This is a genomic window from Micromonospora sp. II (genome assembly GCF_001709195.1).
Lineage (GTDB): Bacteria > Actinomycetota > Actinomycetes > Mycobacteriales > Micromonosporaceae > Micromonospora > Micromonospora chalcea.
This window is the reverse complement of the sequence record NZ_LYXF01000034.1, coordinates 1-16210: the sequence shown is the minus strand read 5'-3', so window position 1 is coordinate 16210 and position 16210 is coordinate 1. Positions and strand designations below refer to the sequence as shown.

The 16210-nt window shown below is 72.5% G+C and carries 11 protein-coding genes and 1 pseudogene; 5 read left to right on the top strand and 7 right to left on the bottom strand.

Going from position 1 to position 16210, the window contains the following annotated elements; genetic code table 11:
• Positions 1-23: 23 nt before the first annotated feature.
• Positions 24-419 (bottom strand): hypothetical protein, encoded by a 396-nt coding sequence (locus A8711_RS17755; RefSeq protein ID WP_176722829.1) that lies wholly within the window; start codon positions 417-419, stop codon positions 24-26.
• Positions 420-528: 109 nt separating this feature from the next.
• On the opposite strand from A8711_RS17755, the gene A8711_RS17750 reads away from it, so the two are divergent.
• Both A8711_RS17750 and A8711_RS17745 read left to right on the top strand, forming a co-directional pair.
• Positions 529-1272 carry a M23 family metallopeptidase gene (locus A8711_RS17750; RefSeq protein ID WP_069088842.1) on the top strand — a complete coding sequence of 248 codons (744 nt, stop codon included), beginning with the start codon at positions 529-531 and terminating at the stop codon, positions 1270-1272.
• 48 nt (positions 1273-1320) lie between these two features.
• Complete coding sequence (locus A8711_RS17745; RefSeq protein WP_069088841.1) at positions 1321-2391, top strand: PHP domain-containing protein; 1071 nt, start codon at positions 1321-1323, stop codon at positions 2389-2391.
• A gap of 3 nt (positions 2392-2394) precedes the next feature.
• Here A8711_RS17745 and A8711_RS17740 read toward each other — a convergent pair whose 3' ends face one another.
• Complete coding sequence (locus A8711_RS17740; RefSeq protein ID WP_043327820.1) at positions 2395-3366, bottom strand: DMT family transporter; 972 nt, start codon at positions 3364-3366, stop codon at positions 2395-2397.
• A gap of 72 nt (positions 3367-3438) precedes the next feature.
• Here A8711_RS17740 and A8711_RS17735 point away from each other — a divergent pair, with 72 nt between their 5' ends.
• A complete protein-coding gene (locus A8711_RS17735; protein WP_043327819.1) occupies positions 3439-5109 on the top strand; it encodes a DUF885 domain-containing protein in 1671 nt (556 codons plus the stop codon).
• A gap of 46 nt (positions 5110-5155) precedes the next feature.
• Here the strand turns inward: A8711_RS17735 and A8711_RS17730 are convergent, their stop codons facing one another.
• The gene (locus A8711_RS17730; RefSeq protein ID WP_069088853.1) at positions 5156-6748 is read right to left on the bottom strand and encodes a DUF6114 domain-containing protein; all 1593 of its coding nucleotides are present in this window, start codon (positions 6746-6748) and stop codon (positions 5156-5158) included.
• Between the two features lie 77 nt (positions 6749-6825).
• Complete coding sequence (locus A8711_RS17725) at positions 6826-7449, bottom strand: DUF6230 family protein (RefSeq protein WP_043327818.1); 624 nt, start codon at positions 7447-7449, stop codon at positions 6826-6828.
• A gap of 416 nt (positions 7450-7865) precedes the next feature.
• Between A8711_RS17725 and A8711_RS17720 the strand changes: the two genes are divergently transcribed.
• Entirely contained in the window at positions 7866-8600 is a 735-nt protein-coding gene (locus A8711_RS17720; protein ID WP_069088840.1) for a class I SAM-dependent methyltransferase, read from the top strand.
• Between the two features lie 85 nt (positions 8601-8685).
• Here the strand turns inward: A8711_RS17720 and A8711_RS17715 are convergent, their stop codons facing one another.
• Positions 8686-9729, bottom strand: coding sequence for a DUF3068 domain-containing protein (locus A8711_RS17715; RefSeq protein ID WP_083297040.1), 1044 nt, complete (start codon positions 9727-9729; stop codon positions 8686-8688).
• A 45-nt stretch (positions 9730-9774) separates the two neighbouring features.
• Between A8711_RS17715 and A8711_RS33180 the strand changes: the two genes are divergently transcribed.
• Positions 9775-11331, top strand: a complete 1557-nt coding sequence (locus A8711_RS33180; RefSeq protein ID WP_083297043.1) for an acyltransferase — start codon at positions 9775-9777, stop codon at positions 11329-11331.
• Between the two features lie 2037 nt (positions 11332-13368).
• Here the strand turns inward: A8711_RS33180 and A8711_RS33175 are convergent.
• Both A8711_RS33175 and A8711_RS32050 read right to left on the bottom strand, forming a co-directional pair.
• Positions 13369-15363: pseudogene (locus A8711_RS33175) on the bottom strand (DUF3367 domain-containing protein); the annotation flags it as partial.
• A 59-nt stretch (positions 15364-15422) separates the two neighbouring features.
• The coding region (locus tag A8711_RS32050; RefSeq protein ID WP_141707671.1) for a glycosyltransferase at positions 15423-16210 on the bottom strand (788 nt) is incomplete at its 5' end.

Below are 16210 nucleotides of genomic sequence, written 5' to 3'. Positions count from 1 at the left end.
CGCAGCGAAACCGGCACCCATGGTCACCAGAGCGGCCAGTCGCCGGTCTGCGCCCACCGCATCGCGACCAGCGCGGCGGCGATGCTCCAACCACCGGCGGTGACGATCGCGACCCCGGTGGCGACCCCCCGGTCACCGTGGCGGACCAGCACCGCAGCCGCCGCCCAGGCCAGGGCGCCGGCCAGCAGAGTCCACCAGGCGTAACCCGCGATGTTGCGGCCGAGCAGCCCGAACAGCAGCAACCAGGCGAACGCGACGAGCGCGCCGACCGCGACCCCGGAGCCGGTGATCGGGTACGGCTCGCGGTAGCTGGGCCGGATCGGCGCGTTGGACGGGAAGAGTCCCGAGGGGGTACGCGGCGGAGGTGGGAACGCCCCCGGACCGGTCCCCTCGGGTCCGCCCTGCCACCCGTACGTCACCGCCGCCCCCTTCCCCGAACGATCCACGTCGGCGTCACGCACCGTGACCGGCGGGTGTGACGCGGTCGCGGCGTTCGTCCCTACGGTAGTGGTCTGTCAGGATGACCGGATGCGCTCGCCATCGATCGGACGCCGGACGCGGCCGGCGTACCCGGTCCTGCTGCTCGTCGCGGCGCTCGCCGCCGGGGGGTGTGGCGCCTCCACCGGGCGCGCCGACAGGTGGCAGGAACCGAGCCCGATCGCGACGGGCGCGCAGCCTGCCGACCCGGCGAGCCCGGCACCGCCGACCGCCTCCCCGCCGTCGCCGGCCCGCACGGACGTGAAGCGGGTCTTCCCCGTCCGCGCCGGCAACGTCGACTACCACCCGACGCACGGCGGCTACCCGGGCACCGACGTGTTCGCCGACTGCGGCGAGCCGGTGGTGGCGGTCACCGACGGCGTGGTGCTGGAGGTGAGCCGGGTCGACCGGTTCGACAAGCGCGGGCCGCAGGGGCCGAACAACGGCGGGCTCTCCGTCTCGCTGCTCGGTGACGACGGGGTGCGCTACTACGGCTCGCACCTGAGCGCGATCGCGGCCGGCATCGACCCGGGCGTACGGGTCCGGGCCGGGCAGCAGCTCGGCAAGGTGGGCCGTACCGGCAACGCCAACAACGTCTGTCACCTGCACTTCGGACTCTCCCCGAAGTGCACGGGAAAGGACGACTGGTGGATCCGCCGGGGCGTGGTCTGGCCGGCGCCCTACCTGAACTCGTGGCGCAAGGACGGCAACCGCTCGCCGGTCGCCGAGGTCACCGCCTGGCAGCGCAAGCACGGCTGCCCGGCGTCGCCGGGCCGGTCCACCACGGGCGGCTGACGGTGCGGGGTCGCGCGGCGGGCGGCGGATGCGCGTAGGTTCCAGGGCATGAGTGCCCGGGATCCCATCGCCGACCTGCGCCGGATCGCGTTCCTGCTGGAACGGGCCAACGAGGCCACCTACCGGGTCCGGGCGTTCCGGTCGGCCGCGAAGACGCTCGGCGCGCTGCCCGCCGCCGAGGTGGCCGAGCGGGCCCGCACCGGCAAGCTGACCGAGCTGTCCGGCGTCGGTGACGTCACCGCCCGCTGCGTGGCCGAGTCGCTGGCCGGGGAGGAGCCGGTCTACCTGCGCCGGCTGCTGGCGACCGAGGGCACCGACCTGGACGAGGCGGCGGCGAAGCTGCGGGACGCGCTGCGCGGCGACTGCCACACCCACTCGGACTGGTCCGACGGCGGCTCGCCGATCGAGGAGATGGCGCTCGCGGCGGTCGAGCTGGGCCACGAGTACCTGGTGCTCACCGACCACTCGCCCCGGCTGAAGGTGGCCCGGGGCCTGACCGCGGAGCGGCTGCGCAAGCAGCTCGACCACGTCGCCGCCGTCAACGAGGCGCTGCCGAAGGGCTTCCGCCTGCTCACCGGCATCGAGGTGGACATCCTCGCCGACGGCTCGCTGGACCAGGACGAGGACCTGCTGGCCCGCCTGGACGTGGTGGTCGGCTCGGTGCACAGCGGGCTGAACGACGACCGGGCGAAGATGACCCGCCGGATGCTGACCGCGATCGCCAACCCGCACCTGGACATCCTCGGGCACTGCACCGGCCGGATGGTCTCCTCCCGGCCCGCCGGCGTGACCGGGCCGGGCGACAAGGGGCACCGCGCGCGTACCCGCAAGGAGAGCGAGTTCGACGCGGACGCCGTCTTCGCCGCGTGCGCCGAGCACGACGTGGCCGTCGAGATCAACTCCCGGCCGGAACGGCAGGACCCGCCGAAGCGGCTGATCCGGCTCGCGCTGGAGGCCGGGTGCCGGTTCGCCATCGACACCGACGCGCACGCCCCCGGCCAGCTCGACTGGCAGCGGTTCGGCTGCGAGCGGGCCGCGCTGTGCGGGGTGCCGGCGAACCGGGTGGTGAACACCTGGACGGCCGACCGCCTGGTGAAGTGGACGGCCGGCCGTAGCTGAGGGTCAGCCCTGGGCGGCCGGTTCGACAGTGCGGGCCGGCACCACCACGTCCGGGCGCGTGCGGCGCCGCCCGAACAGGCCCTGCGCGACCGCCACGCCGGCCAGCACCACGAGCGCACCCACCGGCTGGTGCCAGGTCATCCGCTCACCCAGCACGACCGCGCCGACGAGCACCGCGAACACCGGAACCAGGTACGTCACTGTGGACGCCGTGCTCGCCCCGGCCAGCCGGATGTTGCGCATGTTGATGACAAAGGCGAGCCCGGTGCCGAGCGCGCCGAGCGCCAGCACGCTCGCGATCACGCGCGGCGAGAGCCCGGCCGGGGACGGCGGCGTCCCGACGAACGGCGCGACCAGCGCGAGCTGCGCGGTCGCCACCAGCAGCTGGGCCGCCGACAGCGACAGCCCGGAGTACGCGCTGCCCGCGACGAACTTCTTCTGGTACGGAATGGCGAGCCCGTAGCAGGCAGCCGCGCCGAAGCACATGAGCTGGCCGACGAAGTGGGCGCCACCGACGCCCTCCCAGACGCCGAGCACCACGAGCACCCCGACGAAGCCCAGCCCCAGCCCGACCGCCCGCCGCACGGTCAGCCGCTCGGTGCGGAACACCAGCACCGCCAGCGGCAGCACGATCAGCGGCGTGGTGGCGTTCCAGATGCCGGCGAGCATCGACTCGACCCGCTGCTCGCCGTAGCCGAACAGCGTGAACGGCACCGCGACGCCGAACGCGGCCACCACGAGCATGTGCCCCCATACGCGAAGGTCGCGGGGCAGCCGGTCGCGCAGCACGGCGAGCACCACCAGCAGCGTGACCGCGCCGGTGGCCACCCGGTAGAGAGTGAGGTGCACGGGGTGCAGCTCGGCCACGCCGACCTTGATGAACAGAAAACTCGAACCCCAGATGGCGGCAAGCGCGACGAACCCCGGCAGCCAGCTCCGCAGCGGCGCGCGGTCAGGAGTGAAATCGACTGTCACCCCTGACACTCTGCCCCACGGGTACGACGATGTCGTGCGGAATTCGGCTGCGGGGTCACGTAGGGTCCCCTCGTGGGACGAATCGATGACCTCGCCAACCGGTACGTGGCCGAGTGGGCTCCGCTGAGCCCGACCGGGGCCACCTACGTCGGCATCGCCGGCTACGACGACCAGCTCGACGACCTGTCGCCCGACGGCTACGCGGCCCGCGCCGACCTGGCCCGGCGCACGCTCGGCGAACTCGACGTGACCGAGCCGGAGACCGAGGCCGAGCGGACCGCCAAGGAGGCCATGCAGGAGCGCCTCGGCCTGGAGCTGGCCCGGTACGAGGCCGGCGAGACCGGCAGCGAGGTCAACGTCATCTCCAGCGGGCTGCACGAGATCCGGATGGTCTTCGACCTCATGCCGACCGACGGCGAGGAGGCGAAGGCCAACGTGGCGGCCCGGCTCAACCGCTTCGCGTCGGCGCTCGACGGCTACAAGCGCACGCTGCGCGAGGCCGCCGCCGCGGGACGGGTCAGCTCGCAGGTGCAGCTCGTCGAGGTGGCCAAGCAGTGCGACGTCTGGGTCGACCCGGAGGGCGACAACTTCTTCCACGGCATGGTCGAGCGGCTCGACGCCGACGGCGCGCTCGGCGCGGAGCTGCGCAAGGGCGCTGCCGCCGCCACCGCCGCCACCGCCGAGTTCGGGCAGTTCCTGCGCAACGAGCTGGCGCCGGCCGGGCGGGAGAAGCAGGCCGCCGGGCGGGAGCGCTACGAACTGGCCTCGCAGTACTTCCTCGGCGCGAAGGTCGACCTGGACGAGACGTACGCCTGGGGTTTCGCGGAGCTGGCCCGGCTGGAGGCCGACATGCGGACGGTGTCCGCGCGCATCGCCGGGCCCGGCGCCTCGATCGACGACGCGGTACGCGCGCTCGACGCCGACCCGGCGCGGACGGTACGCGGCAAGGAGGCATTCCGGGACTGGATGCAGGCGCTCGCCGACCAGGCGGTCAGCGACCTGAACGGCACCCACTTCGACATCCCCGAGCAGGTACGCCGGATCGAGTGCTGCCTCGCGCCGACGAGCGACGGCGCCATCTACTACACCGGCCCGAGCGAGGACTTCTCCCGGCCGGGGCGGATGTGGTGGGCGGTGCCGCAGGGCATCACCGACTTCTCCACCTGGCGGGAGGTGACCACCGTCTACCACGAGGGCGTGCCGGGTCACCACCTGCAGGTCGCGCAGACCGCCGTCCGGGCCGACCTGCTCAACCGCTGGCAGCGGCTGTTGTGCTGGGTCTCCGGGCACGGCGAGGGCTGGGCGCTCTACTCCGAGCGGCTGATGGACGAGCTGGGCTACCTCGGCGACCCCGGTGACCGGCTCGGCATGCTCGACGGGCAGGCGCTGCGCGCGGCCCGGGTCATCGTCGACATCGGCATGCACCTGGAGCTGGAGATCCCGAAGGACAACCCGTTCGGCTTCCACCCGGGCGAGCGGTGGACGCCGGAGCTGGGCTGGGAGTTCATGCGGGCGCACTGCCGGGTGCCGGACGAGAACCTGCGTTTCGAGCTGAACCGCTACCTGGGCTGGCCCGGGCAGGCCCCGTCGTACAAGGTGGGCGAGCGGATCTGGTTGCAGGCCCGGGAGGACGCGAAGGCCCGCAAGGGCGCCGACTTCGACCTCAAGGAGTTCCACCGCCAGGCGCTCGACCTGGGCTCGCTGGGGCTGGACCCGCTGCGCAAGGCGCTGGCCCGGCTCTGAGCCGGCTTCCGGGTGCCGGCGGCGCGTACCGCCGGCACCCGTCCGGTCAGGCGCCGAGCGTCACCTTCAGCGTCGGCCGGCCGGTGAGCGTGTTGCTGGTGACGTACGCCAGGTCGATGACCGGGTCGGTGAACGTCACCGGGATGGGCAGCGTGACCGGCAGGCCGTCCGGGAACGGCAGGTCCGGCGTCAGCGTCAGCTTGATGCCGGCGAGCTTGCCGACGAACCGGGTGCAGTAGAACGCGACGTCGTCGCGGACGGTGAGACGGTCGGTCGCGTACCGCTGGGTGCGACCGCTGGGGCCGTCGGCGACCAGCAGGAAGTCGTCGGTCACGGCTTCCTTCATGCTGAACTTCAGCACCTTGAGCGCGCCCTGCTCGGTCCGCAGGTCGGTGATCCCCTCGAACCGCAGCCCGGTCATGGTCACCTTGGAGCCGGTGAGCTTCGACGGCTGCTTGGCCACCTTCGGCAGGCCCGGGTCGGCGGCGATACGCGGCAGCGGCTTGCCGGGCTCCACCTTGCCGGGCTTCGCCGGTTCCTCCTTGCCCGGCTTGCCCGGTGTCGGGCAGTCGGTCGAGCCGGGACGGGTGGTCGGCTTGCTCGTCGGGGCCGCCGATCCGCTCGCGGTCGGTGTGGGCGAGGGCGTCTCGCTCTTCTTGCCGCCCTTGAACAGGTCACCGATCCCCTCGAAGAAGTCGGTGATGATGTTGCCCTCCCGCGTCGGGCTCGCGCTCGGCGTCGGGGTGGGCGTCGCGGAGGGTGCCTTCGACGGCGTGGCGGGCTTCGTCGGGCAGGCGCTGGCGGCGGGCCTGCTCGGTGCGGCCTGTACCGCGCGCGGCTGCACGGCCAGGCCGGCGGTGGCCAGGCCGAGCACCAGCAGAACGATGCCGAAGGCACGCGGGTCCGCCGAACGGCCCGCCCACTCGGGCGGGCCGCCGTCGGATCCGGCCGCCTGCCCGTTCACCGACTGCCGAGGGACCGGCCGCTCCCCGCCCGGCCGCTCGGCAGTCGGCTGCTCGACGGCCGGCCGTACGCCGGCCGGCACCTCGACGGTCGGCAGTTCCCCGGCCGGCTGCTCGTCAGCGGGTTCCGGGGCGGCCGGCCGGCCGGTGACCGACTGGTCGACGCCGACCTGCTCGACGCCGACCGGGCCGTCGACGTCGAGCAGGTCGGCGTCCCGCTGGTCCACCCTGGTGTCGCGCTCGTCGTCCGCCTCGGTGTCGCGCTCTTCGGCGGCGGGCTCCGACGGCCGGACCGGCACCCAGGCGAAGGCGAGCGCGCTGCCCACGATGCCCAGCAGCAGGCCGAGGAAGAAGCCGCCGAGGTTGAGCCCGATCAGCGAGTAGACGGTCGTGACCGCCGCGACGATCGAGTAGAACAGCCGCTGCGCGGGGCTGAGCCAGAGCAGCACGCCGCAGGTCCCGAGGATGGCCGGGATCAGCAGCGAGAGCAGGCCGGTGGCGCCGCTGCTGAAGCTCAGGCCGTTGAGGGTCAGCCGGGTGGAGGCGAGCATCTCCACCCCGGCCAGGATGATGAACAGGCCACCCCAGAACGGCCGGCTCCGCTGCCAGCGGCGGAAGGTCCGCCACGTCCGGGCCGCGGTGCCGAGCCGGGCGTGGGACGGTTCGACGGTTGTCACGTACTCCTCCTGGCGGAGCGGGGGCGGGGACGGTGGGGCGGGCCCGCGGTGGTCGGCCACCGCGGGCCGTGCTCAGCTCAGAAGCACTCCTTGCCCTTGGCGTCGTCACCCACGTTGACCTTGAGCCGCAGCCCGACCAGGTTGAACGTCGAGGACGTGGTGTAGCGGGACACCTGCTTCAGGTCGCGGATGGTGACCCGGTCGGAGTTCTGGCCGAACGAGCCGCGCTGGGCCGTCGGGTTCAGGTCGCTGGCGTCGCGGCCGATCTGGATGTTGGTGAACGTCGCGTTGCCTTCGAGCGAGTCCATCGCGATCACCAGGTCCTTGGCGCGGGCCGGGTCCTTGCCCTCGCCGGCGTTGATGGTGAGCACCACCGGCAGGCCGGGCAGGTCGGCGCGGACGGACTGGCAGAGGTTGTACAGGTCGGCGCTGCTGATCTCGGCCATCGCGACCGGGCGCGTCGCGCCGGCCTTGCCGTCCTCACCCTTCTCGCGGACGATGCCGCCGTACTGCTTGAAGCCCTCGCCCTCCAGGCGGTCCGCGCCGATCTTGAAGGTCTGCCCGGAGACGGTGATGTCGGAGGCGATGGCGCCGGTCGACATGCCGAACAGGATGGCACCGGCGGCTGCCGTGGTGGGCACGATCATGGCGGCGAACCGCTTCCACCGGGTACGACCCTGGTTGTCGAGCCGATTCTGCACGGGTTCCTCCTCGAGCGAATGTGCGCGGCGGCCGGTTGTCGTACCGGTGGCCCGCGCCGGACCCCGCCCTCTGTTACCGACGGGTAACGATCGAGCCTGATCGTGCACCCGATGCGGCGCAGCTCACAACCCCCTCGTGTACCCGGCGGTAACACGAGCGCGCCACGAAGCTTGCTCGCCATCACCACGCGTTGACGCTCCGGAGCAGGAAAAGGGCGTCAAAGTGCGCAAAGACACCGTCATCGAGCGCCCGATCAACCCACAGTGACGGCACATCGAGGGATTACAATCAAGTAACAAATGTACAGTGCGTCGAGCGCGATGGGCCGTTCGGGGCAGTGTCGTCGGCCGAACATCCGAGCCGGCAGATGACCGGGTCGATCCAGCCGCACCCCCGGATGTCCTAGGGTTTCGGCGTGAATCTCGACGACGTACGGCGCGACTGGACCAAGCTGGGCGCCGAAGATCCGCTGTGGGCCGTCCTCGTCCAGCCCGGTAAGCGCGGCGGGCAGTGGGACGTCGAGGAGTTCCTGGCCACCGGCCGCGCCGACGTCGAGGAGACGACCGGATGGCTGAGCCGGCTCGGCCTGCCCACGCGATGGGACCGCGCGCTGGACTTCGGATGCGGGGCCGGTCGGCTGTCGCAGGCGCTCGCGCCGCACGCCGGCGAGGTCGTCGCCGTCGACATCGCCCCGTCGATGCTGGAGACCGCCCGGCGCCTGGACCGCAGCGCCGGGAACATCCGCTTCGTCCTCAACGACGCGCCGGACCTGAGCCAGTTCCCCGACGGGCACTTCGACCTGGTCTACAGCGCGCTCGTGTTGCAGCACCTGCCGCGCCCGGCGATCGACAGCTACCTCGCCGAGTTCCTGCGCGTCCTGCGCCCCGGCGGGGTCGCCGTCGTGGGCCTGCCGACCGAGCCGGCCCGTACGGCCAAGGGCGTCATCTGGAAGCTCGCGCCGTTCCGCCTGATCAGCTGGGCGCAGCGCCGGCTGCTCAACTACCCCGCGCCGATGAAGATGACAGCGGTGCCGGACGCCGACATGACCCGGCTGGTGGCCGCCAACGGCGGGGAGATCGTCGGGCAGCGGCCCGACCTGCCGTACACCGAGGACTGGATCTGCACCCGGTACGCGGTGCGACGCCTCTGACCTGCCACCTGCCGCGCACACGAGCAGGCCGGCCGACCCGGGTGGGTCGGCCGGCCTGCTCGTGTGGTGGTGCGAGGGTTGGCGCTCAGGACTCCGCGCGGTCCGCGGCGTGGCGTCCGCCGGCGGGCACGGTCGGGTCGTCGTCGACCGGCTCCGCCGAACGCTGCGACGGCACGTCGTCCACCGGTCCGTCGCCGGCGTCCACCGGCGTCGCGTCGGGCCGGCGGCGAGCCGCGCGGACGATGATGAACAGGCCGAGCAGGAGCAGGAGCAGACCCACGACGCCGAGGACGATCGGCAGCACGGTGGTCAGCAGGTTGATCTGCCCACGCGCGTCCTTGGCCGCCTTGGCCTGCTGCTTCTGGGTGTCCTCGGTGAAGACGAGCGTGGCGTCGATGATCTTGATCTTGTCCGCGCCGGTCTCGTCACGCAGGGTCTGGAGCTGCTTCTCCTGCCCCTTGACGATGACGCCGCTGTCCGGCTCCACCCAGAGGGTGCGGGTGTTGGCGTAGAAGCGGCCGGCCGTCACCGTGGGCTGGGCCGATCCGACCAGGTTGCCCGGCACGTCGATCTCGCTGATCTTGATCGGTTCGGCCGTCATCTCGAACTTGTAGACGGTCAGACCCTGCAGCTTCTCGGTGCCCACGTACTCGGCGGGGTACGCCTTCCGAGCGGTGTTGTCGAAGTACTGGTACGTCTTCTTCTCCGTACCGAACGGGAAGGTGTAGGTGAGCCCCTCGTGCTTGAAGGGCGCGCCGTTGACCGCCTCGGCACAGCAGGCGACCGACTCCGCCGTACGCCGGTCGAGGGCGACCCGGTCCGTGCTGACCGTGATCTCCTTGCCCGCGTCGTCGATCACCCGGACACCGACGTTGAAGACCGTCCGGTCGGCGTTGCCGGCCTCGACGTCGCCGCGCACCGCGCGGTGGGCGGTCAGGTTGACGCCGCTGCGCTCGGCCAGCGTGCTGAAATCAAGAACGGTCGCGTTCTTCGCCTCTGAAACCGTTACCGAACTCTGGTCAAGGGGCACCTTGACCAGAGCGGGCGCGACGGCCAGCGGCGTCGCCACGGCCCCGACGATCAGGAACGCGCCTGCCGCCACCAAGATGGCACCCGACGTGGGTCGCATGAAACTCCTCCCCTTGTAAAGACTCGACTAGTCGGCTGACAGTACATGACGAGGCCGATTTCGGATATGGTCCGATGCGACCTCTCGCGACGTACTGACTCCGGGGGTGCAGCAGCCACCGGGCTGCGAGATCAAATGGATGTCGAGGGAACTGTGAGCCGACCCGTCAGACCGGACTCGAGCAACGGACAGGCGATCCTGTCCGCAACTAATACCGGCCGTTCGGACGGTTGGTTGCCCGCATTGGAAGGGCTGCGGGCGGTGGCGGTGATCGGCGTGGTCGTCCACCATGTCTCCTTTCTCAGCGGACTGACCAACTCCTTCGCCCACCTCGCAGCTGTGCTGGCCAGGCTGGATGTCGGGGTGGCGATCTTCTTTGCGTTGTCCGGTTTCCTCCTCTATCGGCCATTCGCGCTCGCTGCCATTAACGGACAGTCAGGACCATCCGTTCGGCGATACCTCTGGCACCGCGCGCTGCGCATTCTGCCCGGGTACTGGGCAATGGCGATCGTCGCACTGACTTGGCTCAACATCGACTATCTGAAGTCCGTCTGGGACTGGGCGATCCCCTTTCTTCTGGCACAGATTTACGAGCCATTGCGACTCCCGGTCGGCATGGAGCAGACCTGGAGCCTGGCTACGGAGGCGACTTTCTACCTTGCGCTGCCACTGATAGCGGTGCTCGGCCGCCGAATGGGCGGTCGTACCCCGCTCGGGCGAGCCCGGCGCCAACTGGCGTTCGGTGCCGTACTCGTCCTTGCCGGCCTCATCTGGAATGCGTACGCGCACGGTCCCGACTCGCCTCTACCGGGACTCGCGGTGCTCTGGCTGCCCGCCTTTCTCGACTGGTTCGGCATCGGCATCATGCTGGCCGTGCTCGCCTCGTGGCCCGTCGGCACGACCTCGACCCCGTTCCTCACCGGGCTGACCGGTGACGGGTCTGGGCGGGGCGACGAGGACCTGTGGTCCGCCACGCCGCGCGGCCTGCGCGTGTTCACCTTCGCCCCGGGAACGTCCTGGCTCATCGCCGGCGCGCTGCTCTGGATCGCGAGCACGCCCATCGCCGGCCCGCGCGGGGTCGAACCCGCCAAGCCGGTCGAGTCGGTCACCGAGCACCTGCTGTTCCTGCTCGTCGCCTGGTGCCTGATCGCCCCCCTCGTCGGGCCGGGGTCCGGCGGGGTGCCCCGCGCTCTCCTCAGCCACCGGGCGGTCATGTTCCTCGGCCGAATCTCCTACGGCATCTTCCTCTGGCACCTCCTCGCGCTCGAGGTCTGCTTCCGCCTGCTCGGATTCACCCGGATGAACAGCTCGTTCTGGGTTCTCCTCGCCGTCACCCTGGCCCTCACCGTCCCGGTCGCGACGGCCAGCTACTACCTCATCGAGCGGCCCGCGCGACGGCTGCGGCGGCTCGGTGGCCGCCGCCGGCCCGTGGCCGTCGAGCCCGACCTCCCGCTCCGGGCCGCGACGCCGGCGCCAGCGCTTCAGGGCGCCGGCCCGGCCGGCCTCGGAACTCGCCTCGTACCGGCCGCGGACCCGACGGAACCGCAACACGAGAGCGGCGACCGCCACGAGGAGCAGCCCGGTCGGCAACAGGACCAGTAGCTCCGCCACCCGTTCCGCGCCGACCCGGGGCAGCCACAGACGCTCGGTCCCGTAGACGGTGAGCCCCAGCGCGGCCGGCACCCAGATCCATGCCGGGCCGGGCGTGCGGCGCCGGTGCAGCGCCACCACCGCGGCGGCGCAGCCGAGCCCGACCAGGCCCCCGAGCAGCGCCGGCACCGCCACCGCGAGCAGCGGCGCGGTCGGCATCATCGTCGGGACCACCGGGTACGCGGGTCGATGGCGGCGCGCGGGAATCAGCGCCCCGACCACCAGCAGCACCAACAGGCCCCCGGCGACGAACAGGACGATCCGGTAGTGCTCGCCGGGCGTGAAGACCAGCTCGACGCGGCCCGCGGGACCGGCCGGCACGAACCATCCCTGCTTCCACCCGTCCAGGCGGGCCGCGATCAGCTCCTGCCCGTCGAGCGTCGCCCGCCAGCCGGCGTTGGCGTTCTCCGGAACCATCAGGTAGCTGCCGCCACCCGCACCGATCTCGATCGACCGGCGCTGGTCGTCCCAGTCGACCACGCTCAACGCCCGGCGCGGCGACGCGGCGACGACGGGCCGTTCGGCCGGCGTACCGCTGAAGATCACGCTGTCCACGACGAACCGGTCCGCCGGGGCGGAGACCTCGTTGCCGCCCGCCCGCAGCGTGACCTGCTCCGCGCCCGCCTTCGCGGCCCGGCCCGACGACGTGGCGGGAGCGCAGGCGCGGTAGCGCAGGGGCCGCAGGTCGCGCAGGTCGCGCAGCGTCCCGGTGGCCGTCGTGGGCACCTTCACCCCGTTGACCACGATGGTGGGCCCCGCGCCGCACGGGAGCGTCACCTCACGGTCGAGGCCGCGCGGCTGGTTCAGTTCGGGCACGCCCTGCACGTCCACGCCGCTGAGACCGACCGGCAGCGACTGCGGCTCGAACAGCGCCGTCGACCGGCTGACCCTCGGCACGGTAGAGGTCACTGCAACGGTGAGCCCACGGGTACGCAGAGCCGGGAAGCGGGCGACACCGTCCAGGTCGACAGTCACCTCCCGGATGCCGTCGTCACCGGTGATCCGGACCGTCCTGGGCGGCGCCGCGACGAGGCTCTCCGCGAACCGCAGCCGCACCCAGCTCACCTTGCGCGCGGTGGCCCAGCGCATCTTCACTGTCGGTTGCGGATCGCTCGGATCCGCCCACCAGGCCGTGCCGTCGTCCCCGTCCCCCAGCGACCTCGACGAGGCGACCGGGTCGGCGAACCACGAACTCGACGTCGTGAACGTCTCGCCGCCCGTCATCTCGTCGTACGCCGCGAGCGCGGTGGCGGGCGTGGCCCGGGCCAGGCCGGTGAGCTGGGTGGGGATCGCGGCCGGCAGGTCGAAGCGCCGGGGCACCAGCCCGGTTTCCTCGCCCTGCCGGATCAGGTCGGGAGCGCACAGGTAGTGGTCACCGGCGACCGCGCAGGCGGATCGATCGGTGGCCTTGCGGGCCAGCGCGACCACCTCGGGCGCGACGGCGTCGGCGGGCACCTCTGGCAGTCGCAGGTAGCGCTCGGGCGTCACCCCGGCGACACTCAGCTCCCGGATACCCGCCCGGCGGCCCGGAACGTCGGCGTCCGCGACACTCTCGACTGTCACCCGCAGCCAACTGCTCCGGCCGGCGGGCAGCGGCAACCGCGCCGTCGACCGGCCCGCGCCGGTCACCGGGTGCACCTGGGAACCGCCCTCGGTGCTGACCCGTACCGAGGTGACCGGCGCGCCGATCACCTCATCGCCCATCACCTGCACCTCCACCGAGTCGGCCTCGATCGGGTCGGCGAAGCGCAGCTCGACCCACTGGCCCACCGGTTTGCGCGCGCCGTCGGACAACCACGCGGTGCCGATGTCGCCGTCGACGGCGGCGAAGGGTGTGGCCGACGGGTCGCGCAGCCCGGCCGGACCGGTGACGTCCGCCGCGCTGGACGACGCCCGGACGTCGGCCACCCCGGCGTACGCCGAGGAGGTGATCGACGACCGCCACGCCGGGTCGAGGATGTCGTGCTCCAGGCGCTCCAACTGGGTCGGGTCCTGCTCGGTCAGGGTCCGCGAGGTGTTGCCCCGGACCAGACCGAAGTCGACCTCCCGGTCCCGGAGGCTGTCGGCGAGCACGGTGCCGCCGTCGCTGACCAGCGGGGGATCGCCGTCGAGGATCACCGGCCGGTTGCCCAGCACACCGGCGTCGCTGAGGTCCAGCAACGTCTCCGGCGCGCCGACCAGGTTGAGCGGCAGCGCGGCGTCGGTCAGCGTGGCCCGGGGCGTCGGCCGGTCCACCTCGTAGATCTCCACCGCCGGGTACGGCTCGTGCAGGCCGTAGTCCCACGCCCCGTTCAGGTCGGGCTTCACCCCGGACGCCGGGCCGAACGCGGCGACCCGGAACAGGCCCGGTGCGCTGTCAAGCGTGCGGTGCACGAGGACCGGCCAGGCGATGCCGCCGACCGGCTGGCGGAGGTCGTTGCGGACGAGCAGGTAGCGCACGCCGAGCCGGCTGAGCACGTCGGCCAGTCCGGGCGAGGCGGTGCCCGAGGCGAGCCGCTCGTCGATGGCGGAGAGCAGCCGCGAGTTACCAGCCGATCCGCCCGGCACCAGCGCCCGCACCGCCCACGGCGAGTCCAGCAGCGGCTGCACCGGCTCGTCCAGCGGACGTCCCCAGTTGTACTCGGCGAAGTTGGAGCCGGGAACCAGCAGGGTGGTGCCCGGCCCGGCGTGCCGGTCGAGCCACCCGGTCGCCTGCCGCCAGTGCTCGGGCAGCGCGTGGAAGCCGCCGCCCGGAGCGAGTCCCGCCATCCCGGCGCCGCTGGTCACCGCCACGAGCGCGGCGGCGGTCGCGCCCAGCGCCACCCGCCGGGGCGCCATGTTCGTGGGGCGCGTGAAGCGGCGGATGAGCGCGATCCGGCCGACCGTGTCCAGCATGTGCGCGGCGGCCAGCGCCAGCGGCAGGCGGATCACGACGTCGAACTTGTGCAGGTTGCGGAGGGCGGCGAGCCGACCGTCGAGCAACTCACGCATCGGCGACGCGAACGCGGCGCCCCCGGTCGACAGGTTCCCCGCGGTCAGGGCCAGCAGGCCGACCAGCGCGCCGACGAGCAGGAACCGCCGCTCCGGCAGGTCCCGACGGGCGAGCCCGGCCAGGCCGAGGCAGGCGATCAGGGCGGTGAGCACGATCATCCACGGGGTGGTGACCAGCGCCCATCCCGCGCGCCACCACGGCACGCCGTCGACGGCCAGGTAACCCACCCAGTGGGTGCTGCCGCGTACCGCCGACGGGAGCGACGTCACGCTGGTCGTGACCGCCGCGCTCTCGGTGTACGGGAGGAACGGGAACCCGTAGCGCTGCAGCAACAGCAGCGGCACCAGCCACCAGAAGGTGGCCGCCACCATCGCCACCGTCCACCACGCCAGCAGGCGGATCCGCCGCCGGCCGGGCGCACGGGTCACCACGTACAGGAACGCGGGCAGCACGGCGCACGCGACGGCCGCGCCGTTCGCGCCGCCCATGCAGACCACAGCGAGCCCGCTGAGCGCCGCGGCCCGCCGCAACGAACCGCCCGCGGCCCCCTTGACCAGTGGCAGCAGGACCCAGGGGGCGACGCAGTACGGCAGCAGTTCCAGCGAGACCGTGCCGACCAGGGACAGCGCCCGGGGGGACAGCGCGAAGATCGCGCCGGCCACCAGACGCGATCCCGGACCGCCGAGGTCGAGGGCGCGCGCCAGGCGCACCACGCCGGTGAGGGCGACGCAGAGCAGGGTCGCCATCCAGAGCCGCTGGACCAGCCAGGCCGGCAGGCCCACCGCCTCACCGAGCAGGAAGAACGGGCCCATCGGGAAGAAGTAGCCGACGGCCTGGTTCTGGAGCGTGCCGAACTGCCAGTCCCCGGTCCACAGGTGAGCCGCGCGGGCGAGGAAACCGCCCGGGTCCAGGGCCATGTCCAGCTTCGTCTCGGGCACGATGAGCCCGGGCTCCTGGGTGACGCAGAGACCGATCAGCGCGAGACAGACCAGCAGCTCGCGCAGGCGCCACACCGCCAGGGACACCGTGGCGCTCGGAATTCCGGGGGTACGGCGAGCGGTCGACCAGGCGGTCAGCACTGCCGTACCGGAACGCCGGTGAGCAGTTCGTCCGCTCCGGCGTTCCGCTCGTCGATGTCGTCGGCTGCGACCCCGGCCCGCAGCAGCGCCTGCCGGACGGCGGCCGGCTCGGCGGCCGGCACCAGGAGCAGCAGGTTCTGCCCGTCGATCGCGACGTGCCGGGTACGCGGCAGGAGCGGCGCCACCCGGGCCAGAAGGCGTTCCGGCTGGTCGGTCCGGACCACCACCGACGTGTTCCCGGCGGCCCAGGGCAGCGGGCGTGGCGTCAGCAGATCCCCGAGGACCGCACGCACCCGCCGGCCGGTGTCGGTCCAGCGGAACGAGCCGCTCCACCGCCGGCACTCCGCGGCCATCCGTTCCGGCTCTCCGGGCGTCGCCAGGGAGTCCAGCGCGCGGTCGAGGCCGGCGGCCAGGTTCTGCGCCGGATCCTCACCCTCGTCGACCAACCATCCGGTACGGCCCGGCCGGACCGCGTCGCGCAGCCCGTCCACGTCGAAGGCGACAGTGGGCAGCCCGGCGGCGGCCGCCTCCACCACCACGAGACCCCAGCCCTCACCCCACGAGGCGGAGACGTGCAACCAGGCGGCGGCCAGCAGGGCGTCCCGCTCGGCGGCGGGCAGGTGGCCGTGCACGGTGACCATGTCGTTCAGTCCACGCTCGTCGACCAGCCGGCGGACGCTCGCCACGTCCGGCCCACCACCGACGATGTCCAGACGCAGGTCGGGCCGTTCCGCCCGGAGCCGGGCCACGGCGTCGATCACCAGGTCCACCCGCTTGTGCC